16 protein-coding genes, 1 pseudogene and 1 riboswitch are annotated in these 22,294 nt (G+C 71.5%); of the genes and pseudogenes, 8 read left to right on the top strand and 9 right to left on the bottom strand.

Features of this window, described 5'->3' with window-relative positions; translation table 11 throughout:
• The first annotated feature begins 54 nt into the window (after window positions 1-54).
• Genes shc through OG730_RS06225 form a run of 4 tightly spaced genes read left to right on the top strand, consistent with a single transcriptional unit; the run spans window position 55 to window position 5,232 of the window.
• A complete protein-coding gene (gene shc, locus OG730_RS06240; RefSeq protein ID WP_327303248.1) occupies window positions 55-2,136 on the top strand; it encodes a squalene--hopene cyclase in 2,082 nt (693 codons plus the stop codon).
• A complete protein-coding gene (locus tag OG730_RS06235; protein ID WP_327303247.1) occupies window positions 2,133-2,813 on the top strand; it encodes a phosphorylase family protein in 681 nt (226 codons plus the stop codon). The genes shc and OG730_RS06235 overlap by 4 nt, the downstream gene beginning before the upstream one ends.
• Window positions 2,814-2,818: 5 nt before the next feature.
• Window positions 2,819-3,853 (top strand): adenosyl-hopene transferase HpnH, encoded by a 1,035-nt coding sequence (gene hpnH, locus OG730_RS06230; RefSeq protein WP_266903114.1) that lies wholly within the window; start codon window positions 2,819-2,821, stop codon window positions 3,851-3,853.
• Entirely contained in the window at window positions 3,850-5,232 is a 1,383-nt protein-coding gene (locus OG730_RS06225) for an aspartate aminotransferase family protein (protein ID WP_327303246.1), read from the top strand. Before hpnH ends, OG730_RS06225 begins: the two co-directional genes overlap by 4 nt.
• 75 nt (window positions 5,233-5,307) lie before the next feature.
• Here OG730_RS06225 and OG730_RS06220 read toward each other — a convergent pair whose 3' ends face one another.
• On the bottom strand, window positions 5,308-6,114 hold the full coding sequence (locus OG730_RS06220) for a tyrosine-protein phosphatase (RefSeq protein WP_327303245.1): 807 nt from the start codon (window positions 6,112-6,114) through the stop codon (window positions 5,308-5,310).
• Between the two features lie 315 nt (window positions 6,115-6,429).
• Window positions 6,430-6,627, top strand: a riboswitch (cyclic di-AMP (ydaO/yuaA leader).
• 2 nt (window positions 6,628-6,629) lie between these two features.
• Here OG730_RS06220 and OG730_RS06215 point away from each other — a divergent pair.
• Window positions 6,630-7,613, top strand: a complete 984-nt coding sequence (locus OG730_RS06215) for a LysM peptidoglycan-binding domain-containing M23 family metallopeptidase (RefSeq protein ID WP_327303244.1) — start codon at window positions 6,630-6,632, stop codon at window positions 7,611-7,613.
• Between the two features lie 66 nt (window positions 7,614-7,679).
• Window positions 7,680-8,828, top strand: coding sequence for a winged helix DNA-binding domain-containing protein (locus OG730_RS06210; RefSeq protein ID WP_327303243.1), 1,149 nt, complete (start codon window positions 7,680-7,682; stop codon window positions 8,826-8,828).
• 106 nt (window positions 8,829-8,934) lie between these two features.
• Here the strand turns inward: OG730_RS06210 and OG730_RS06205 are convergent, their stop codons facing one another.
• Both OG730_RS06205 and OG730_RS06200 read right to left on the bottom strand, forming a co-directional pair.
• A complete protein-coding gene (locus OG730_RS06205; protein ID WP_327303242.1) occupies window positions 8,935-13,470 on the bottom strand; it encodes a caspase, EACC1-associated type in 4,536 nt (1,511 codons plus the stop codon).
• Complete coding sequence (locus OG730_RS06200; protein WP_327303241.1) at window positions 13,467-13,868, bottom strand: effector-associated constant component EACC1; 402 nt, start codon at window positions 13,866-13,868, stop codon at window positions 13,467-13,469. Before OG730_RS06200 ends, OG730_RS06205 begins: the two co-directional genes overlap by 4 nt.
• A gap of 872 nt (window positions 13,869-14,740) precedes the next feature.
• Between OG730_RS06200 and OG730_RS06195 the strand changes: the two are divergent.
• Window positions 14,741-14,902: pseudogene (locus tag OG730_RS06195) on the top strand (IS5/IS1182 family transposase); the annotation flags it as partial.
• 56 nt (window positions 14,903-14,958) lie between these two features.
• Here the strand turns inward: OG730_RS06195 and OG730_RS06190 are convergent.
• The 4 genes from OG730_RS06190 to OG730_RS06175 form a co-directional block, all read right to left on the bottom strand.
• The gene (locus OG730_RS06190; RefSeq protein WP_327303240.1) at window positions 14,959-15,516 is read right to left on the bottom strand and encodes an NIPSNAP family protein; all 558 of its coding nucleotides are present in this window, start codon (window positions 15,514-15,516) and stop codon (window positions 14,959-14,961) included.
• Between the two features lie 169 nt (window positions 15,517-15,685).
• Window positions 15,686-16,564 (bottom strand): hypothetical protein, encoded by an 879-nt coding sequence (locus OG730_RS06185; RefSeq protein WP_327303239.1) that lies wholly within the window; start codon window positions 16,562-16,564, stop codon window positions 15,686-15,688.
• 282 nt (window positions 16,565-16,846) lie between these two features.
• Entirely contained in the window at window positions 16,847-18,181 is a 1,335-nt protein-coding gene (gene lysA, locus OG730_RS06180) for a diaminopimelate decarboxylase (protein WP_327303238.1), read from the bottom strand.
• Window positions 18,182-18,193: 12 nt separating this feature from the next.
• On the bottom strand, window positions 18,194-18,571 hold the full coding sequence (locus tag OG730_RS06175) for an SAV_915 family protein (RefSeq protein ID WP_327303237.1): 378 nt from the start codon (window positions 18,569-18,571) through the stop codon (window positions 18,194-18,196).
• A 184-nt stretch (window positions 18,572-18,755) separates the two neighbouring features.
• Here OG730_RS06175 and OG730_RS06170 point away from each other — a divergent pair, with 184 nt between their 5' ends.
• Window positions 18,756-18,929, top strand: a complete 174-nt coding sequence (locus OG730_RS06170; protein ID WP_327303236.1) for a hypothetical protein — start codon at window positions 18,756-18,758, stop codon at window positions 18,927-18,929.
• Here the strand turns inward: OG730_RS06170 and OG730_RS06165 are convergent.
• Window positions 18,910-20,052 (bottom strand): PP2C family protein-serine/threonine phosphatase, encoded by a 1,143-nt coding sequence (locus tag OG730_RS06165; RefSeq protein WP_327303235.1) that lies wholly within the window; start codon window positions 20,050-20,052, stop codon window positions 18,910-18,912. The two genes, OG730_RS06170 and OG730_RS06165, sit on opposite strands and share 20 nt — an antisense overlap.
• Window positions 20,053-20,158: 106 nt before the next feature.
• On the bottom strand, window positions 20,159-22,222 hold the full coding sequence (locus OG730_RS06160) for a SpoIIE family protein phosphatase (protein WP_327303234.1): 2,064 nt from the start codon (window positions 22,220-22,222) through the stop codon (window positions 20,159-20,161).
• Window positions 22,223-22,294 lie beyond the last annotated feature (72 nt).

Here is a 22,294-nt window from a genome sequence, read left to right as displayed (position 1 = left end):
CGGCCCCCAGTACAGCGGATGACAGCAGAGGACACTGCACGCAAAGGGGAAGCCATGACTGCGACGACCAACGGCGGCGCCCATGCCTGCGGCGCCGACCCGAACGAGCCCGGCCCCGGGCCCGGCGGCGGACCGCCGGGCCCGGCCCCCGGCGCCGGCCCGGACCCAGGCCCGGATCCCGGCTCCGCCGGGCCGCGCGGGGTCCGCGAGGCCGCCGACCGGGCGGTCCGGGACCTGCTGGAGCGGCAGGACGAGGCCGGCTGGTGGAAGGGCGACCTGGAGACCAACGTCACCATGGACGCCGAGGACCTGCTGCTGCGCCAGTTCCTCGGGATCGGGGACGAGGCCACCACCCGGGCCGCGGCCCTGTTCATCCGCGGGGAGCAGCGGGACGACGGAACCTGGGCCACCTTTCACGGGGGCCCCTGCGACCTCTCCGCCACCATCGAGGCCTACGTGGCCCTGCGCCTCGCCGGAGACGCGCCCGACGCCCCGCACATGGCCCGCGCCTCGGCGTGGATCCGGGCCAACGGGGGAGTGGCGGGCGCCCGCGTGTTCACCCGCATCTGGCTGGCGCTGTTCGGCTGGTGGAGCTGGGACCACCTGCCCGAACTCCCGCCCGAACTGTTGTTCCTGCCGCCCTGGGTGCCGCTGAACATCTACGACTTCGGCTGCTGGGCCCGGCAGACGATCGTCCCCCTCACCGTGGTCTCCGCCCTGCGCCCGGTCCGCCCGGGCCCCTTCGCACTGGACGAGCTGCACACCGACGCGCGGACCCCGTACCCCGCCAAGAAGCTGGCCCCGCTGGCCAGTTGGGACGGCGCATTCCAGCGCATGGACAAGGCCCTGCACGTCTACCGCCGGTTCGCCCCGCGCCGGCTGCGCGCGGCGGCCATGGCCAGCGCCGGGCGCTGGATCGTGGAACGGCAGGAGAACGACGGCTGCTGGGGCGGCATCCAGCCGCCGGCCGTGTACTCCGTCATCGCCCTGCACCTGCTCGGCTACGACCTGCGCCACCCCGTGATGCGCGCCGGACTGGAGTCCCTGGACCGCTTCGCCGTCTGGCGCGCGGACGGCGCCCGCATGATCGAGGCCTGCCAGTCCCCGGTGTGGGACACCTGCCTGGCGGCGATCGCGCTGGCCGACGCGGGACTGCCCTCCGACCACCCCGCCCTGGTCAAGGCCGCCGACTGGATGCTCGGCGAGGAGATCGTGCGCAGCGGGGACTGGGCCGTGCGCAGGCCCCAACTGGCCCCGGGCGGCTGGGCGTTCGAGTTCCACAACGACAACTACCCCGACATCGACGACACCGCCGAAGTCGTCCTGGCCCTGCGCCGCATCCAACACCCCGACCGGGCGCGGATGGAGGGGGCCATCGCCAGGGGAGTGTCCTGGAACCTCGGCATGCAGTCGAAGAACGGCGCCTGGGGCGCCTTCGACGCCGACAACACCAGCCCCTTCCCCAACAAGCTGCCCTTCTGCGACTTCGGCGAGGTCATCGACCCGCCCTCGGCCGACGTCACCGCCCACGTCGTGGAGATGCTCGCCGTCGAGGGCCGGGCGGGCGACGCGCGCACCCGGCGCGGCATCGCGTGGCTCCTCGCCGAACAGGACCCCAACGGCGGCTGGTTCGGCCGCTGGGGCACCAACTACGTCTACGGCACCGGCTCGGTGGTCCCGGCGCTGACCGCCGCCGGCTACGCCCCCTCGCACCCCGCGATCCGGCGCGCCGTGGCCTGGCTGGAATCCGTACAGAACGAGGACGGCGGATGGGGCGAGGACCAGCGCTCCTACCAGGACCCGTCCTGGGCGGGGAAGGGTGCCTCGACCGCCTCGCAGACGGCGTGGGCGCTGATGGCCCTGCTGTCGGCGGGGGAGCGCGACGCGCCGTCCGTGCGGCGGGGGATCGGCTACCTCGTCTCCACCCAGCGCCCCGACGGCACCTGGGACGAGCCGTACTTCACCGGTACCGGATTCCCCTGGGACTTCTCCATCAACTACCACCTGTACCGCCAGGTCTTCCCGCTCACCGCGCTGGGCCGCTACCTGTACGGAGAACCGTTCGGCCCGGGCGGACGGTACGCGGACCCCACCGCCCTCCCGCACGCGGCCCCGTCCCCCGGGGAGGCCCGATGACCGGCCGACCCGCCGGGGCCGCCCCGCCGCTGCTGATCGCCTGCGCCCTGCGCATCGAGCGGACCGCCCTGCGCAGCACCTCGTACCGCGGGGTCCGGGAGAGCGGCGCGCCCGGACGCCACGAGGTGCTGCGCACGGGGATGGGCCCGCGCGCGGCCGAGCGCGCCGTCGGCCGCAAACTGGCCGAGCCGCGGCTGCACGGCGCCGCCGTGCTCGCCACCGGCTTCTGCGCCGGGCTGCTGCCCGGCATGAGCCCCGGCGACCTGATCGTCGCCGAGGAGACCCGGGACCCGCGCGGCACGGTCGCCTGCGCCGGTACCGCCCTGCTCGCCGAGGCGCTGGCCCGGGCCGTACCCGGCCGGACCGTACACCTCGGTGCACTGACCGGATCCGACCACGTCGTCCGGGGCCAGGAGCGCGCCCAGCTGCGCGCCGACGGCGCCATCGGGGTCGACATGGAATCGGCCGCCACCCTCTGGACCGCGACCCGGGGCGGGAGCGTCCCGGGGGCCGCGGACCGTCCGGTTGCGGCCGTCCGGGTGATCGTGGACGCTCCGGAGCATGAGCTCGTCCGTATCGGCACCGTTCGCGGGGGAATATCAGCCTTTCGCGTACTGCGTGCCGTACTGCCCGCGTTTTACGAATGGCACCGTTCTTTGCTGCTCCCCAGGAGGTGAGCCAGATGGCCATGCCACTGCGACAGACCATCAGGGTCGGGACGTACCTGCTCGAACAGAAGCTCCGCAAGCGTGAGAAGTTCCCGCTGATCGTCGAGCTGGAACCGCTCTACGCCTGCAACCTGGCCTGCGAGGGGTGCGGGAAGATCCAGCACCCGGCCGGGGTGCTCAAGCAGCGCATGCCCGTGGCCCAGGCGGTGGGCGCCGTGCTGGAATCGGGCGCGCCGATGGTGTCCATCGCGGGCGGCGAGCCCTTGATGCACCCGCAGATCGACGAGATCGTGCGCCAGTTGGTGGCCAAGCGGAAGTACGTCTTCCTCTGCACCAACGCGATGCTGCTGCGCAAGAAGATCGAGAAGTTCACGCCCTCCCCGTACTTCGCCTTCGCCGTGCACATCGACGGACTGCGCGAGCGCCACGACGAATCGGTCGCGAAGGAAGGCGTCTTCGACGAGGCGGTCGAGGCCATCAAGGAGGCGAAGAAGCGCGGATTCCGGGTGACGACCAACTCCACCTTCTTCAACACCGACACCCCGCAGACCATCATCGAGGTCCTCAACTACCTCAATGACGATCTCCAGGTGGACGAGATGATGATCTCGCCGGCCTACGCCTACGAAAAGGCTCCCGACCAGGAGCACTTCCTCGGCGTCGAACAGACCCGCGAACTCTTCAAGAAGGCCTTCGCCGGAGGCAACCGGCGGCGCTGGCGCCTCAACCACTCCCCGCTCTTCCTGGACTTCCTGGAAGGCAAAGCCGATTTCCCCTGCACCGCATGGGCCATTCCGAATTACTCGCTCTTCGGCTGGCAGCGCCCCTGCTATCTGATGAGCGACGGGTACGTGCCCTCGTACCGGGAACTGATCGAGGAGACCGACTGGAGCAAGTACGGCCGCGGGAAGGACCCGCGCTGCGCGAACTGCATGGCGCACTGCGGGTACGAGCCCACGGCCGTCCTGGCCACGATGGGTTCGCTCAAGGAGTCGCTGCGGGCCGTCCGCGAGACCGTGGGGGGCGGGAGCAGGGACAAGTCGGCATGACCGGCTTCGATCTCGGCGCCCTGCTGGCCGAGCGGGGTGGCGAGCGGTACGAACTGCACGCCCGCCACCTCAACCACCAGCTGCCCCGAATGCTGCACACCATCGGGTTCGACAAGGTGTACGTGCGCGCCGAGGGAGCCCACTTCTGGGATGCCGAGGGCAACGACTACCTCGACATGCTGGCGGGCTTCGGAGTGATGGGCCTGGGCCGCCACCACCCGGTGGTCCGGCGCGCCCTGCACGACGTGCTGGACGCCCAGCTCGCCGACCTCACCCGCTTCGACTGCCAGCCGCTGCCCGGGCTGCTGGCCGAGAAGCTGCTCTCCCACAGTCCGCACCTGGACCGGGTCTTCTTCGGCAACAGCGGCACGGAAGCGGTGGAGACCGCCCTGAAGTTCGCCCGGTACGCCACCGGGCGCCCCAGGGTCCTCTACTGCGACCACGCCTTCCACGGGCTCACCACGGGCTCGCTCTCGGTCAACGGCGAGGCCGGCTTCCGCGAGGGGTTCGCGCCGCTGCTGCCGGACACCGCGATCGCGCTCGGGGACCTGGACGCGCTGGAGCGGGAGCTGAAGAAGGGGGACGTGGCGGCCCTCGTCGTCGAGCCGATCCAGGGCAAGGGGGTGCTCGCCGCGCCGCCCGGCTTCCTGCTCGCCGCGCAGGAGCTCCTGCACCGGCGGGAGGCGCTGCTGATCGCGGACGAGGTGCAGACCGGCCTCGGACGGACCGGCGACTTCTACGCCTACCAGCACGAGCCCGGAGTCGAACCGGACCTGGTCTGCGTGGCCAAGGCCCTCTCCGGCGGCTACGTGCCGGTCGGCGCGACCCTGGGCAAGGACTGGATCTTCAAGAAGGTCTACTCATCCATGGACCGGGTGCTCGTCCACTCCGCCAGCTTCGGCTCCAACGCGCAGGCGATGGCGGCCGGGCTCGCCGTCCTCTCCGTCATGGAGGACGAACAGGTGGTGGCCCGGGCCCGCGCGATGGGCGACCTGCTGCGCGGGCGGCTCGCCGCGCTCGTGGACGAGTACGAACTCCTCCACGAGGTACGGGGACGCGGGCTGATGATCGGCATCGAGTTCGGCCGGCCGTCCTCGCTGGGCCTGCGGAGCCGCTGGACCATGCTGCAGGCGGCGCGCAAGGGGCTGTTCGCGCAGATGGTCGTGGTGCCCCTGCTGCAGAAGCACCGGATCCTCACGCAGGTCTCCGGGGATCACCTGGAAGTGATCAAACTGATCCCGCCGCTGATCGTGGACGAGGCGGACGTCGACCGGTTCGTCGGCGCCTTCCGGGCGGTCATGGACGAGGCCCACGGCGGCGGCGCGCTGATGTGGGACTTCGGCCGGACGCTGGTGAAGCAGGCCGTCGCCAACCGCTGAGCCGCGGCCGGGCGGCGAGCCGGCGGCCGTACGGCGAGCCGGCGGCTCGGCGGGCGACGGCCCACCTCGTGGGCGTCAGTCCAGCAGCCGGTCGCGGAGCCTGCCGAGGGTCTCGGGCGCGAGCCCGAGGCCCTCGGCCAGGTAGCGCTCCACACCGCCCCACTCCTCGTCGATGGTGTCGAAGGCCGTGGTCAGATACGGGGCGCGGGCGTCGAAGAGCGGGGCGAGCAGCTCCATCACCTCGGGGGCGCGGGCCTCGGGCGCGTCGCTGCCCCGGCGGACCCGGTAGCGGTTGTGCGGGGCGTTCGACTCCAGGTAGTCCGCGAGGATCGCCTCCCGCTCCACGCCCAGCGCGAGCAGGGTGACGGCGATCGACAGGCCGGCCCGGTCCTTCCCGGCGGCGCAGTGCATGAGGGCCGGGACGCTGTCCTCGGCGAGCGCGTGCACCACCCGGCTGTGCTCGGCGGTACGGGCACGGATCATCTGCCGGTACGAACCGGACATCCGCGCGGCGGCCCTGCCCTCGCCCAGGAGCTCGCGGAGCTGCGCCAGCTCCCCTTCGCGGACCATCTTCCAGAACTCCCCGCCGGCGGCCGGATCCGAAAGCGGAATGCCGACGTTGCGCACCCCGGGCAGCTCCACGTCCGGACCCTCCAGCGCGTGGTCGGCTCCGTTGCGGAAGTCGAAGACGGTGTGCAGCCCGAGCGACCCGAGGAACTGCGCGTCGCTTTCGGTGGCATGCGCTAGATGTCCGCTTCGGAACAGTCGTCCCGACTTGACCCTCCGGCCGTCCGTGGTCGGCAACCCGCCCACGTCGCGGAAGTTGCGCACTCCGGTCAGCGCCGGCTCCTCGTGCGGACTCTGGGGTATCGGCTGGGTCACCGGGCTCCTCCGTGTGGTCGTCGTTGATGGTGTCCGAATTACGCCGGTTGTGGACAACTTGCCATAACGAGAGGCGAGATCGGACATGCCCCCGTGAGCCAGATCATACGGTGACGTTGAGTGGCTGATCGCGAATGGTGAATTGCCTTGCTGGGGCGGCTGTTGGGGGTGCGGAATGGACGCAGGGTGACCGGAATTCCGGCGGCCCGTCATCTTCAAGATTCTATTGGGGAATTCATGACTTGTTCCGTGCGGCCGTGCTCGATTACGTTCGCGATCGATCCGGACGGACCGCCTAATCCTGCCGCCGACCGGAAACCGCACCCGACTATTCACGCGCGCGGCAGGAGCGGGGGAACCAGGTAAGCCGCTGTTCCGGATCTCCGGTTGAGATCTTTACAACGGGACAGCTCGGGGTGAAGCCGTACATGTGCTGTTCACCGGCACTGAGGCGGCCGGACATCTCCAGTCCGAACCCGACAGCTCACCTCGCAGGCGTCGGAGAGGAATTCGCCATGCACGGAACGGGTAAGCGCCGCCGTCCCAAGTCCCGCTCGATATCCCGCGGATTCGCCGCCGCCGGCACCGGTGGCGCGGCCCTCGCGCTGCCGCTGCTCGGGGCCACCGGCGCCCACGCCGCGGGCGTCCCGGCCGCGGCGCCCGCCGTCGCTCCGGCCCTGGCCGCGCAGGTGCCCGCCTCGCTCCAGGCCGCCCCGGCCGCCGCGCAGAGCGCCCCCACGGTCTACACCGTGGTGCCGGGCGACTACCTTTCCAAGATCGCCGAGCGCCAGCACCTCACCGGTGGCTGGGAGCAGCTCTACGCGGACAACCTCGAGGCCGTCGGCACCGACCCGTCGCTGATCCACCCGGGCCTGGAGCTCACGCTCGGCGCGAAGGGCGCGGCTCCGGCCGCGACCGCCGACTCCGCGCCGGCCGAAACGCCGAAGCCGGCCAAGAAGTCCGCTTCGTTCGGTTCTTCCACTTCTGGCGATTCGTCGGATTCCTCCGACGGGGCGGGTTCCTCCGACGAGGCGGCCGCTCCCCAGGACGCCGCCCCCGAGGCTCCCGCCGAGCAGCAGGGCGGTTCCACGTCCACCGGCTTCGTCGCCCCGGTCGGCGGCGGCACCTCCACCGCGTACAAGACCGCCGGCTCCATGTGGTCCAGCGGCTACCACACCGGTGTGGACTTCTCCGCGAGCACCGGCACCACCGTCAAGGCGGTCGGCGCGGGCACCGTGGTCTCGGCCGGCTGGGGCGGCGCGTACGGCAACGAGGTCGTCGTCCGGCACGCCGACGGCAAGTACAGCCAGTACGCGCACCTCTCCCAGCTCTCCGTCTCGTCCGGCCAGAGCGTCACCGCCGGGCAGACCCTCGGCCTCTCCGGCGCCACGGGCAACGTGACCGGCCCGCACCTGCACTTCGAGATCCGCACCGGGCCCTCGTACGGCTCGGACATCGACCCAATGGCCTACCTGCGGTCCAAGGGCGTCAGCATCTGAGGCCGAGGCGCTGTCGGAGGTGCCGGTTAGGCTGCGCGTTCCGGCACGGGACGGGACGGGCGTGGCATGAAGGTCAGCGCAAGGGAGCTCAACCGCTCCACCCTCGCACGGCAGTTGCTGCTGCGGCGCGAGGTGATGGGCGTCGGCGACGCGGTCCGCAGGGTGGTCGCCCTGCAGGCGCAGCACGCGGCCTCGCCCTACCTCGCGCTGTGGAACCGGCTCGCCGGTTTCGACCCGGCGGACCTCGACGCGGCCTTCACGGGGCGCGAGGTCCTCAAGTCGACGCTGATGCGGCTGACCCTGCACGCCGTGCACGCGCGGGACTACCCGGTCTTCCGGGAGGCCGTGCAGCCGTCCGTACGGGCCGCCCGGCTCGGGACCCGCTTCACGGACTCGGGGCTGACGGCCGAGGACGCCGACCTCCTCGTGCCGGAACTGCTGGACTTCGCCGACCGGCCCCGTACGACGGCGGAGTGCGAGGCCTGGCTCGGACACCGGCTGGGGGCCGCGCCGCGGCCAGGAGCGTGGTGGGGGCTGCGGCAGTACGCACCGCTGCTGCACGCGCCCACCGCCGCGCCGTGGTCGTTCGGGGAGCGTCCGTCGTACGTCGCACCCCCGAGCCGGCCGCGCACCGTACCGGCGGACCCGGAGGCGGCGGAGGAGTCCCTGCGGACGCTGGTCCTGCGCTACCTGGAGGGGTTCGGGCCGGCGTCGGCGGCGGACGTGGCGCAGTTCTCCCTGGTCCCGCGGTCCAGGGTCCGCCAGGCCCTGCGCGCGCTGGAGCCGGCCGGCGGGCTCGTCCGGCTGACGGGGCCGGACGGCGAGGAGCTGTTCGACGTCCAGGGCGCGCCGATTCCGGAGGAGGACACACCGGCGCCGCCCCGGCTGATGGCCATGTGGGACAGCGTGCTGCTGGCCTACGCCGACCGGAGCCGCATCGTTCCGCCGGCGTACCGCAAGCTCGTCGCGCGGATGAACGGCGACACCCTGGCGACCCTGCTGGTCGACGGCCACGTCGCCGGCGTGTGGCGGCCGTCCGGCGCCGGCATCGAGGCCACCGCCTTCCACCCGCTGCCGGAGGAGGTCTGGGAGGCCCTCGCCGGCGAGGCCCGGGCGCTGACGGCCTTCCTGGCCGACCGCGAACCGGAGGTCTACCGGCGGTACGGCCACTGGTGGAACAAACTACCGAGCGCCGAGACCCGGCTGCTCGCCTGAACCGTGGGGCCGGGACCGGAGGGGGGTCCCGGTCCCACAGATCCCCTCGCACAGAGCCGCGGCCCCGGAGGGCCCGAGGGGGGCAGGGCGCAGTCGACCCGATTCCCTAGGACGGGCGGCACGGTGGATCGTACGGTTTGCCGGGCAGGTAGCGCCTCCATTCCTCCGGGGTGATGGGATCGCCGACCGAGGCGCAGATCTCGCCGATCGCCCGTTCGGGGTCGGTGTCCCACAGCTCTACGCCCGCGGAAGCCCTGACGATGGCGAGGAAATCGCCGTCCGGGGTGAACTGGAGCGCGTAGAAGTCGGCGGCGCGCGATGAGCCCGGCAGGTAGGAGTGCCGGTGGGGATTCCGCGGATCGGCCAGATCCCAGATCTCCGGGCGTTCGTCGGCACCCACGGCCGTCGTCGCGGTCAGGGCGAGGCGGGTTCCGTCGGGGCTGAAGGCGATCGGGCTCCCGTCGATGCTCACGGAGACCTGGGCGAGCTGTTCGGTGAGCCGGTGCTCCTCGACACGCCATAGCCTCAGAACGCCGCCGCTGTCGTAGATGGCGAGCAGCTTGCCGTCCGGGCGGAACGCGGTGTGTACCGAGCCCATCTCGGCCTCGACCGGGCGCGCCCACTGCTTCTCCGGGTGCCCGGGGTCGGTGAGGTCCCAGCTCTCCAACTCGTCCGCCGGCTGCGGCAGGGTGTCGCGAGGGTCGGCGAAGGGGGTGTCGGTGAGGAGGAGTGACGTGCCGTCCGGGGAGAACTCCAGCATCGGGGCCGTCGCGTCGATCCGGGCGATCTGCTGCGGACGCTCGGGGTGCGTGATGTCGTAGATCCGTACGCCCGGTGTCTTGTGGTTGAGGTCCTTCCAGCCGTTCATGTCGGATACGGCCAGCACGGGCTCGGTTGGGCTGAAGGCGATTTGTGCCACACCGTTGTCCAACTCTTCGATGGTGGAGAGCGGTTCGGTATTCGGAGCTGCTGAGGTGCTGCGCAGTCGCACACCGAGGTTCTTCTGCCTCTTGCCGTCCTTGTCGGCCTCACCGGTCTCGTACACCTCGACGTTCGCGAGGAGGCGGCCGTCCGGGCTGAGGGCGATGTCCCCTCCCGAGAACATGTCCGGCGAGCGGGTCGTGGCGAGGACCGTGCCCGAGCCCGGCATGTCCGTCACGTCCCACAGGTAGTTCACACCCACCCCCTGAAGGGCGAGCAGTGTCCTCTTGCCGTCCGACCGGTAATCGAACTGGGCTCCCGTCCCGGGCATCGCCTGAAGGAGTGCCTCGGCGCCCAGTTGGGCCGGGTTGCCGACGTAGAAGACACGCACGCCGTGGGCGGTGGACTGCAGCAGTCTGCGCGGATTGGCGGGGTCGAACAGGACCGTCCCCACATCGGTGTAGCCTCCCTCGCCGCCGCCCGACGCCCCGGGCAGGATCGCGTCGGCAACCAGGCTCTCCTGGTAGATCCACGCCTGCCAGGTGCTGCCGCAGGTCCCGGCCACGAACTCTCGGATCGGGCTGAACGCCAGGGAACTCGTTCCCTCCGAGCAGGGGATGGACATGGCGCCCTTCGGATCGTCTGCTTTCGAGGCCCTCCTCCGGGGCGCGCCGGGCTCGTCCAACTCCCACAGCCCGATCCTGTCCCCGCCGGTCACGGCGACCGGAGCCGCGAGCATCTGTCCGTCGGGGTTGAAGGCCACCCGGTGCAACGGCCCGGGGTTCACCAGAACGCTGCGGTCGTACGGCGCCCCCTCGAGCACGGCGACGCGCTTGGGGCGTCCGGAGTCGGCCGCCTTCCAGAGCTGGACCCGGCCGTCCGCGCTCATGCTGGCGAGCAGGTCTCGCCGGGGGGACACTGCCAGGGAGTCGATCCGCGCGGAATGGCCCTGGAGGGCGGGCAGGGGTTGCGGCGCGGCGGGGTCGCCGATGTCCCAGACCTGGATCCCACCGGTCGACAGGCCGCCGTACAAGGTCTTCCCGTCCACGCTCAGGGCGAGCGCGTGGATCGAGTGGTCCACACTGGGTGCGGCGGTCTGCCTCGGACGGTCGGGATGCGAGATGTCCCACAGCCGCACCCACGCCGTCTTCGGCTGAGACTCGTCGTAGGTGACCGCAGCGAGCGTCAGGCCGTCGCGGCTGATCACGACGGGTCCGGTCACGCCTGTTTCGACCTGTGCGGAGCCGCCCGGAAAGCGCAGCTCGATCGCGCCACCGGTGGAGATCGCGAGGATTCGGCCGTCACCGCTGTAGGCCAGGTCCTGAGCCGGCTCCTCCGCGTTGATCACGCCGGGTATGCGCCGGCTGTTGAGCAGCGAGCCGCGCCCCGCGTCCTTGTCCGTCCGGTACGAGACCAGGCTCAGCTGCTTGGCGAGACCGGGCTGCTGGACGCGGATCTCCTCGGCTTCGGCCGCGAGGTACCGGGCCAGATCCCGTTCGCCCGCCCGCTCGGCCCGCCGCTGGAAGATCACGGAACCGATCAGCCCGGAGGTGGCGAGCACGAACAGCGCTGTGAGGAACGCCACGGCGATCCGGGCCCGGCGCACACCACGGCGCTCCTGCCGCCAAGACGCGTCCACGAACTCGGCGAGCACGGAGTCGGGTTCGACCGCGCTCGCCGGTGACGACGCGGCGCGTTCCCGTACGGCGGCCAGCCTGCTTCCCCGGTAGAGAAGCGAGGACTCCCGCCCGGACCGCTCCCATGCCCGGGTGTCGGTGGTCAGTTGCTGCCGGGCGCGCAGCCAGTCCCGGTCGGCGTCGACCCACTCCGTCAGCCGGGGCCAGGCGCGCAGCAGCGCTTCATGGCTGATGCGGGCGGAGTCCTGGTCGAGGGTGAGCAGACGGGCCCGGGTGAACCGGTCGATCGCCCGCTGTGCGGCCGGAGTGTCGGGCAGGCCGTGTAGGAGCGCGGAGCGATCCACGGGCTGGGCGGTGTCGGCGGAGTCCTCCCCTACGCGCACCAGCCGGGGCAGCATGAGACGTACGGCTTCCCGGCCCTGCGGGTCGAGTCCGTCGTACGTGTCGTCGGCGGTGGTCCTGATCGCCTCCGCGATGCCGCCGGCGGCCCGGTACTGGGCGACGGTGAGCCGCGATCCGGCGCGCCGCAGCCAGGTCGCCCACAGGACGTGGGACAGCAGCGGCAGTGCCCCCGCGGCCGATTGCCGGTCGGTCGTCGCGCCGAACTCGTGCAGGATCACGTCGGCGAGGCCCTCGTCGAGGATCAGCCCGGCGGCAGTGGCGGGTCCCTCCACGGCGGCGTGGAGTTCGCCGGGGGTCATCGGCTCGACCAAAAGCTGGGTGTCGCGCAGAGCGGCGAGCAGTTCGGGGTGGGCTGCCGCCTGGCCGTAGAAGTCCGCCCGGAGCGCGAGCACCACCGGGGTCCCCGGCCGACCGCCTCCCGAGGGCCGGGCCAGGGCGGTCACCGCACGCAGGAACGCGGTGCGCTCCGATAGATCCGGGCACAGCGTGAATAGTTCCTCCAACTGGTCGACGAGGACGATCACCCGGTGCTCCGGCCGGCCGGCCGCCAACCGGTCGGCCAGCTCGATCGCGTGGCCGGGGTCCTCCCTCAACCGTTCGACGGTCTCAGAGCCGGTGTCGAAGAGTGCTGCCAGCCTTCGGAGCGGGCTCCTGCCGGGGGTGAGGTGCAGGGGGAGCCAGGAGGTGGTGCCGAGCAATCCTCGCTCGCGCAGTCCGGCCGTCAGCCCGGCGTTGAGAAGCGAGGTCTTTCCCGAGCCGGACGGGCCCACCAGAACCAGTGGGCCCGGCTCATCCGCCCCGGCAGCCTCCGCCAGTGCGGCGAAGACCCGCTCCGTCATGCCGTCGCGCCCGAAGTACACGTCGGCGTCGTCCACCCCGAAGGCGTCCAGGCCCAGATATGGGCAGCGGCCGGGCGCGGGCTCCACTTCCTCGGGAGGCTCCGCGCGCGTCGGTACCGCCGGGTTCGGTGCGATGACCAGGTGTCCCGAGCGGTCCCCGGCCTGGCGTCGGGGCAGCGGCCCCTGCCGGTCACCCATGGCGCGGAAGACCCAGTCGAAGACGGCGTCCAGGGTCAGAGGCTGGAGCCCGCGCGGGTCGCCGTGCGTCAGCAGCTCGAGGAGCGCGCCGGTGAATGCCGTGTGCGTGGCGTCGGGCGGCGCGAGGGCCAGCTGCTCCGCGGAGCCCATCAGGTACATGCCGTGCGCGGGCGTCATCGTGAACGCGGGCAGGGACGGGCTTCTGCCCAGAGAAGCCCGTCCGGAGAAGCAGCAGTCGAGTACGACAACGACGGACGACGCCCGGCTCGCCTCCAGTGCCTGCCGCAGCGAGGAGAACGACAGCGCCTGATGCCCGGCCATGCCGGGGGTGAGGCGGTCGGTGCCGGTCGCCGCCAGATACAGCTCGCCGTCGGGGCCGAGCAGACCGTGCCCGATGAAATAGACCAGCAGCACGGTGTCCGCGCGCTGCGCCTCCTCGGTGACGGCCTGCGCCATGGCCTGCGCGTCGGCTGGGTCCAGCAGCGTGCGAAGGTGGTCGGGCCGCACCCCGCAGCGGTCGATCAGGGCCGTGCGCAGGTCCTGGCAGGAGGTTGTGACCGCGGGCACCGACGTCAGCAGGGGGCCCTCGTGAGTGGCGGTCGCGATCAGCAGGACCCGTACGCCGGCACCCGACAGGTCCGTCACGGCAGTTCGTGGGGATCGGGCCCGCCCGTGTCCTGATGCCGGTTCAATAGGTCCCCCAGTTGGGTCACTTGCTGCTGCAGGGCGTCGGTGTCGAGACCGGAGACCCGCTTCGCGGTCAGCTCCAGCGAACTGCGGTCCGGAAGCGTCACTTTGATGTGCACATCGCCCCGGCGGGTGCGCAGCCAGGCGACGAGACCGGTGGCCAGCGCGCTCGCCGCACCGGCCGGGCCGAGTGCGACCGACAATGCGTCGAGCACCGGCCCCAGCGTGCCGGCCCGTGGCGGCCGCTCTACCCCTTCGACCCGCCCCCGCAACTCCTGGGAGTCGGATAACCAGTCCCTTAGAGAACGGAGTTGGTCTTCCCCGTCGGGGCCTTCCGCGATCACCGCAACATCCATGGTTTCCCCGTCTTCACCGCATGAGACGCACGGCTGTCCAAAGTGAGTCCTGAGGCTAGCGATGCTCCCCGCCGGGGTCGACCCAGACAAAGACGCATTCAAGACTTTCGCAACTCGTGACAGTCCAGGTGGCTGCGTTCAGCTCTGCTGGGCAAGGTGTCCGATCGCGGTTGCGAGCCAGAGCCCTGCGGGTCCGGCCAAGAGCAGCGGTGGGCAGACGCTGTAGGAGGGGACCGTCGTGGAGCCGCTGGAATCCTGGGAGGCGTCTACGAGCAGGGAGTGGTCGACCGGGAGCCAGGCAGCCTGCCCTTCCGGATTCGCGCGGAAAACTACTGAGGTCAGGGCATTTCCGCGTGGGTAGACGAGACGACTTCGGTGGCATAGAACCGGGCCGTCGTACAGACCACATCAACGAACTCGAGTTCGCCCTCGTCAAGGAAGAGGCTGGGCAGGTAGTACCGATCACCACCCAGGTCCAGAGTCGGCTTCTGCTCTGTGGCCTCGCTTTGGGCATGGAGGCCGACGGCATCTGCTCTCCGGGGCGGACCGGCGGTTGGCGTCGAGTCTCCGGTGGAGCTGTCGAGCGGCAATGGTGGTAGGGCGATCGCCTCACCACCTCCGACTGGCCAGGATTGAGGAGGACTCGACAGGACCGAAAAGGCGTACGCCTCCCGCAAGAACCGTGCCTACCTGCGCCGCCGCGAGATCTGCTACATCAACCCCAACAAGGCGGATCAGGCACGCAACTGCCAGAGGCTCGGCTCCCTCAGGGTGACCGGCCACCGCGCTTCGACCCGGTCGACTACCGCGAGCGCCACGCGGTGGAGTGCGGGCTCAACCGCCTCAAGAGGTATCGTGCCGTCGCCACCAGGGAGGACAACGCCGAACACCGACGGGTCCGCGCCCGCGTCGAGCACGCCTTCGCCCGCATGAAGAACCGGAAGATCCTCTGAGCCTGCCGCCAGAAAGGAGACGGCCTCCACCACGCCGTCCAAGCCGTCGCCATCATGCACAACCTCGCCACCGCCCGGTGAAACAACAGGTCAGCCATCCCACCGACCTGCCCACACCCACCCTTCTGCAACAACCTTTAGGAGTTCCGAGGCTTCACAGGCTCCCATCGCAGCCGTCGGGTCGGCCAGGGTGCCGGCTCGGCCCGGCCGAACCAGATCCGGACGTCTTCCCCGGTCCGGACGGGCAAGCGGGGAAAGTCGTTCTCGGCGTGCTCGGTACGGTGCAGCGCGTGGCCCGGGCCCAGGTGCCGGGCGGCGTACGCGTCGAAATCGGCCGCGTCGGTGGGGTGGCAGACGGTCGCGAACACCTCGCTCGTGCCCGGCCCCGGCGTGAAGCCCGGGCCGCGCAAGAGCAGGACGTCGTCACTGTCGATCATGGTGGCGTTGGCGGTGTCGCGGTGCTCCCGCCAGACCGGGCCGGTGTAGAACGCCTCGAGCGCGCGCCGGCGGTGCGCCATGTCGGGGAACGCGCGCAGCCAGACGAAGCGGTCCGGGTCGTCCAGGTCGCGGAACCGGCCGCCGACGGTGATGCCGACTGCCTGCTGACCGGTCACGAACTCGCGCTCGAACAGCTCGATCAGCGTCTCCCGGGCGCCGGGACGCAGGGTGTACTGCCGGAGTTCGACGATGCTCATGCGGTGGCCCGCCCGGTGTGTGTGAGGTCCATGGTCCAGTTGTCGTCCATGCGCCGCAGGTTAGAGCCAGTCTGCTGACACCTCCTGTCAGTGGATACCGGGCGACATGCGTGCGAGCCGGCTGGTCGAGGAGGAGGGCCATCAGTGGCCTAGGCCGACGCGGCTGCCGTCAGGACCACTTGATCAGAACGCGCGGGCCCAGGGTGCTGATGTGGCTCGACGAACGGTTGGTCGCGCTGCTCGAGATGTAGTTGGAGCCTCCGCCGCCTCCGCCGGCCGCCCCGCAGAAGTACCACATGGTCTGGTCGGCCTGGCCGCCGGCGCCGCCGCCGAACCAGCCGTCGCCGCCTCCGCCCCCGCCGAACGAGGAACCGGGCATGCCGGTCTTCCCGCCGAAGCCGGCGGTGCCGCTGCCCCCGGGCGCCTGGCCGTGGCACGAAGCCCCTCCGGCGCCGCCCGAGGTCTGGGTGGCGCCGGAGGCTCCCCGACCCGGATCGAGGTAGTCCTCGATCGCGTATCCGGTGGCTCCGGCGGCTCCGGTGGTCCCGGCGTACCCGCCCGACCCGTACCCGAAGTCCCACTGGACGGCGGCGCCCCCGCCGCCACCGGCGACCACGATGCGCGGGTCGGTGGCCGGGTTTCCGGTGAAGGTCGTGGAAGTGCTGGTACGGATATAGGCGGCGCCGCCGCCCGTACCGTGGGTGCCGTAGGCAACGCCGGACGTGGCCGGGACGTGGATGTAGAACCTCTTGCCGGGGGTGACCTGGAAGGTGCCCTGGGCTTCCCCGGGTGCGCCACCGGGAGCGGTCACGCCCTCTTCGCCGTCGTGGGTGGACTGCCCGGCCGCGCCGACGGCCGAGACGGTGATCGAGGTCAAGCCGGCCGGGACGGTGAAGACGTAGTCGCCTGGGGAGACGTAGGACTGCATTCCACTGGCCGAGGCCGAGGCCGAGGCGGTGGGGGCCAGGGCGATGAGCAGGGCGCCCGTGCAGGAACCTGCCGTGAGGAGCGTGATCGCGCGCCGCATCCGCTGCTTGCGCCATGGCACCGCGGGCGCTTGCGCGACTGCGGCTGCGCCGTGCCCGGCTCGGCGTCCAAATCCACGACGAACTGCTGCTGTTGAGGCCATCACGTCGGTGTCCGTCCGCTCGGAATGGTGGGTGGTTCCCCCACTCACGCTGGCACACCGTTTGTCCCCGGGTGACGGACTTGAGGCAGTTCTGAGGAAACGGCCTCCTGGCCCTCAAGAAGCGCAACGATGTTGTCCACTCCCGCCGAGATCAAGACCAAGACCAAGCCGAAGCGGTCGAGGAGACCTCGACGCGACCGGCTAGTCGCCGATGTCGCGGATCCGGAGATCGTCCAGGGTTTCGCGCCGTACGAGTACCCGGGCCGTGCCTTCGTGGACCGCGATCACCGGGGGCCTGCCGACCATGTTGTAGCCGGAGGCCATGGACAACTGGTAGGCGCCCGCCACCGGTACGGCGAGCAGGTCTCCGGGGCGGATGTCGCCCGGCAGATCGACGTCGCTCGCGAGGATGTCTCCGGCCTCGCAGTGCCGGCCCACGACCGTCGTCGTACGCGGGGCGGCCGTCGAGTGGCGGCCGAGGAGGCGGGGCGCGTAGCGCACCCCGTACAGGGCGGGGCGCGGGTTGTCGCTCATGCCGCCGTCGACGGCGGCGAAGACGGTGTCGCCCGTGTGTTTGACGGCCAGTACGCGGTACAGGGCGACCCCGGCCGGCCCGACGACGGCACGCCCCGGTTCGATGACGAGCCGGGGCACGGGCAGGCCCGCCGCGGCGCAGGCGCCGCCGAGCTCGGCGCGCATCCGGCGGGCGAGCGCGGTGAGGTCGAGGGCGGGTTCGCCGGGCCGGTAGGCGATGCCGTGGCCGCCGCCCATGTCCAGCTCGGGCAGGACGACGCCGTGTGCGCCGCGGATCCGGGCCATCAGCCCGACCATGCGGCGCAGCGCCACCAGGTAGGGCTTCACCTCGGTGATCTGCGAGCCGATGTGGCAGTGCAGGCCGGTCAGTTCGAGCTGCGGCAGGCCCAGTACGCGCGCGATGGCGTGCTGCGCCGACCCGTCGGCGAGCGAGAGCCCGAACTTCTGGTCCTCCGTACCGGTACGGATCTTGGCGTGGCCTCCGGCCGAGATGCCCGGCACGACGCGCACCATCACCTTCTGGTGTCCGCCGGGTCCGACGGCGGCCGCGATCCGGGCTATCTCGGACGGGCTGTCGATGACGATCCGTCCCACGCCCAGGCGCAGCGCCGACTCCAGGTCGCGGGGCGACTTCGCGTTGCCGTGGAGCACGATGCGGTCGGCGGGGAAACCGGCGGTCACGGCGAGTTCCAGCTCCCCGGCGGAGCAGACGTCCAAGCCCAGGCCCTCCTCCCGAACCCAGCGCACCAGCGCGCGGGAGAGGAACGCCTTGGCGGCGTAGAGGACTTCGGCCTCGGGCAGGGCGGCGCGGTAGGTGCGGCACCGGTCGCGGACCTCGCCCTCGTCCAGCACGTAGACCGGTGTGTCGAACCGGTCGGCGATCTCTGCCAAGGACACGCCGCCGACGGCGAGGTCGCCGTGCGGCAGCGGGGTCGTGGACGCGGGCCACACGGACAGTTCGCCGGAGGAGGCCAGGGCATCGGGAAGGTCGGTGATGGTCAAGGTGCGGCCCCTTCAGGCGGTCCGGGCGGTGACGTCGGGATCCCGTGGCACCGGTGGGGTGACCGGAACGGTCGCCGGCGCCGTCTCCGGCGTCGTCGGGGTGACCGCGGGAGCGGTCAGCGTCGGATCGACGGTCAGCAGCGACGCTCCGACCGGCCCGGCGATCGTGCGGAGCGCGGACTCGGAGAGCCGGATCCAGGGCCGGCCGGCGCCGAGCGTGGCCGCCAGCCGCTCCGCGCTGGTGAAGCCCACGGCGGTACGGGCTCCCAGCGGGGTCCGGAACAGGCGCACCACCACCTCCGCCCTTCCCGGCAGGACCGGTACGTACAGGGGTCCGGCCGGGACGCGTTCTTCAGGCTCCGGGTCGTCGTCGTACTGGAACAAACACATGGGGCCCTCCCAGAGGAACCGCGAGTGGCGGGTGAGGCCCCGGATGCGGGGAGGCAGCCCGGGGCGCGACACCGAAGCTATCCCCGCCTCCCCATCTCCGGTCCCGCCTCATGACGGGTCCTTGACGGCGGGTGGCCCCGTCCATACGGATCACTGACGGGCCACCCCCGGTCAGGTCGCCGTCGTGGTGGAATCCGGGGAGGAGCGCGCGGTGATCACCGGCGATCTCGTACACCACCCCGTGCAGTTCGTCGAACCCGACGTGCCCAGCCTCGCCGACCTCGACGGCCACGGCCCGTACGCCGGTGAACTCCTCGCCCAAATCACCCCGTTGCGCTTCACGTGGTCCGGTCGATGAGGATCATCGCCACGTCGTCCGTCAAGAGGCCCTCGGTATGGCGGATCAGCGCCTGGTGCAGTTCGTCCAGGAACTCCTGTGGGGAGGTGCCCGCGGGTATCCGCTCCATGGCCTGCGGCAGGGGGAAGAACGCGTCGGCACGGTCGCGGGCTTCGATCACGCCGTCGGTGTAGAGCAGCAGCCGGTCGCCGGGCAGGAACGGGTGGGTCTCGGGTGGGGCGGGAGGGCCGCTCACCAGGTCTTCGAGCCCGAGCGGCGGCATCGGGGAGGCGGGCGGCAGCGCCTGGACCTTGCCCCGGCGCAGCACCAGCGGAGGCGGATGGCCGCGGCTGACCAGGTGCACCACCGGTTCGTCCGGCACCTCGGCGATGAGCGCGGTGGTGAATCCCTCCAGCAGGACCTCGGGAAGTTCCGCCTGGGAGTACGTGCCCGGGACGGTGGCTTCCCGCCGCAGCGCGGCCGCGCAATGGTTCATGACCTCCTGCAGATCCTGCTCGTAGTGCACGGCCTCCCGGAACGCGCCCAGGGCCACCGCGACCGCGCGTATGGCCGACAGCCCTTTCCCCCGGACGTCCCCCACGATCAGCCGGACGCCGTAGCGCGTCTGTACGGCCTCGTACAGATCTCCGCCCACCTGGGCGCCCGTCCCGGCCGCGAGGCACATGCTGGCCGCCCGCAGCGGGCCCAGGAGCTCGGGAACGGGCCGCAGGACGACCTCCTGGGCCGCCACCGCGATCCGGCGGACCTGGTCGAGTTCGCTCTGTCTGCGGGCGCGCACCGCGTTACTCAGGGTGACACTGGCCACGGACACCACGATGATCCCCAGGAAGTTGCCGATGATCAGCTGGGTCTGGGTTCCCCACGACTGGTTGTACGTGGCGGAGGTCGCGTTCACGGCCGCGGCGAGGGCCGCCGCGGACAGCGTGCCCACCGGGCCCATCGTCAGCGCGGCCAGCGCCGGAGTCGTGGTGAGGACGGGGCCGGTGACCAGGTCGTGTGCGGGCGAGAGCTCGATGCCCAGCACGCCCAGCGCGATCGCGAAGGGCGCGCACTGGGCCAGGGCGAACAGGAGCGTGCCGTGAGCCCCCGTTCGGCCGGGAGGCGGGCGAGGATGTGACCCCATGGGACCAGACTGCCTCGCGGAACCTGTTACGGCCTCCCGGAAACCCGTGCCCCCCTCATCGCGCGCACGGTCCGCTTCTCGCCGCGCGCGCGGTCTCGCGCGCGGTCTACGGGGCGCGGTGGACGCGGGCGAGCACCAGAACGGTGTCGTCGGTCGGCGGGGTGGGCAGCAGGCTCGCGAGGATGTGGTCCGCCATCGCCTCCAACGGCTTCGGGGCTCCTCGCAGTTCGACCCGCAGCGCTTCCAGGCCGGCGTCGATGTCCCGGCCGCGCGCCTCGATGAGGCCGTCGGTGTACAGGGCGAGGGTCGCGTTCCCGGGGAGTTCGATCTCGGTCGTCCGGAAGGGGAACCCGCCGACGCCGAGAGGGACTCCCAGGACGTCGTCGATGGTCTCGACCGTGCCGTCCGGCCGGAGCAGCAGGGGTGGGGGATGGCCGGCGCTGGCGATGCGGGCGCGGCCGCTCTTCGGGTCGTAGGCGATGTACAGGCACGTCGCCAGCTCGATGCCGGCCTCCTGGGCGCACGCGTCGAGCTCGGCGAGCAGGTCGGCGGGCTCGCTGTCGTGCCTGGCCAGGGCCTTGGTGGTGATGCGGAGGCGGCCCATGGCGGCGGCGGCCGACACCCCGTGCCCCATCACGTCGCCCACCACGAGGGCGACCCGGCCGTCGGGCAGGTTGATCACGTCGTACCAGTCGCCACCGACCTCGGTGACGCGGCTGCCGGGCACGTACCGGTGGGCCACGTCCACGTACGGGCTGGTCGCCAGCACGCTGGGCAGCAAGGCCCGTTGCAGGGTGATCGAGATGTCCTGGACGCGGCTGTACAGACGGGCGTTGTCCAGACAGATCGCGGCACGTGAGGCGAGCTCACCGGCAAGGCTGACGTCGTCCTTGGTGAAGGCCGGCCGGTCGGCGGACCGGCCGAACATGGCGATGCCCTGGACGGTGCCCCTGGCGATGAGCGGGGCGATGAGGACGCAGGCCAACCCGCTCTCGGCCAGGAGCCGCGCGCGCGACTCGATGAGGACGGTCCGGGCCAGGAACTCCTCGTTCACCACGGCGGAGACGGCGCGGCCGGTCCGCAGCATGTCGTGGATGACGGAACCGGGGGGATACCGCACCGTCTCCACCCCGCTCACGAGTTCGGTGGCCGGAGGGGGCAGGATCGTGCCCGACGCGATCCGGCGGGTGAAGAGCGGTAGCCCCGGATCAAAATCCGCCGCCTCGTCCATCCACTCCACGAGTTCGACCACCGCGCCGTCGCAGAAGTCCGGCATCGACGCGTCGACCAACTCCTGGGCCGTGAGGTTCAGGTCGAGGGTGGTCCCGATGCGTGTGGAGGCCTCGGCGAGCAGGGCCAGCCTCCGACGGCCCGCGGTGGCTTCCAGGATGGCCTGTTCCCGGTCGGTCACGTCCACCATCAGCCCGCCCACTCCGGGGCGCGAGCCGACCGCCTGGCTCAGGGGGAAGAAGCTCACCGACCGCACTTGGTCACGGTCCGGATGGCCGCGCGGGCGCGTGCCCACCAGCGCCCCCACGATCGGCGGTCCGCCCAGGGCGACGGTCCGGAGCATGTTCCGGTACTCGCCGCCGTCGGACATGATCATGAATTCGTCGATGGGCCGCCCGAGGTGTGCCTCGATCGGGAGGCCGTCCATGTCGGCGAGCGCCTGGTTGAGGTGGACGTACCGCAGGTCCGGGTCGAGCATGACCAAGCCGATGGGGCAGGTCTCGAAGAGCGCGTCGAGGAAGGCGAGGTTGGTCTTGACCCGGTCGAGCTCGTCACTGCGGCTCGCCAGGACCATCACCAGCGAACGTCCTGCGGTTCCCCGCATGGAGAAGGCCCGGAATCCGCACGCGAAGGTCGTGCCGTCACGACGCCGCGCCGTCAGCCGGCCCCTCCAGTACCCGAGCGTCCGGCCCCGCTCCGTGAGCCGGGCGCAGGAAACGGAGCCGCTCCGGGGCCCGTCGGCGAAGAGGACCGCGCCGGGCTTCGACAGGACGGCGGTGGAGTCGTACCCGAAGAGGTCCCGCGCGCCGGGCCCCCAGTAGCTGACGAGGTCGCCGTCATCGAGACCGAAGACCGCCACGGGCACGTGCTCCAGCAGCGCCCCCGGCTCGGACCAGAACGGGCCGTGAGCCTCCTCGCCCCCCGGCAGGGCCGATGGCACGGGACGTCCCCTTCCACCCGCAGTTCCATCCATTATGGCGCGGGGTGGCGAAGATCACGGTCCGTAAGGCCC

It is taken from the genome of Streptomyces sp. NBC_01298, from assembly GCF_035978755.1.
In the GTDB taxonomy this organism is placed as follows: Bacteria; Actinomycetota; Actinomycetes; order Streptomycetales; family Streptomycetaceae; genus Streptomyces.
The sequence above is the reverse complement of the archived record's forward strand: the minus strand, read 5'-3'. Positions and strand labels throughout refer to the sequence as shown.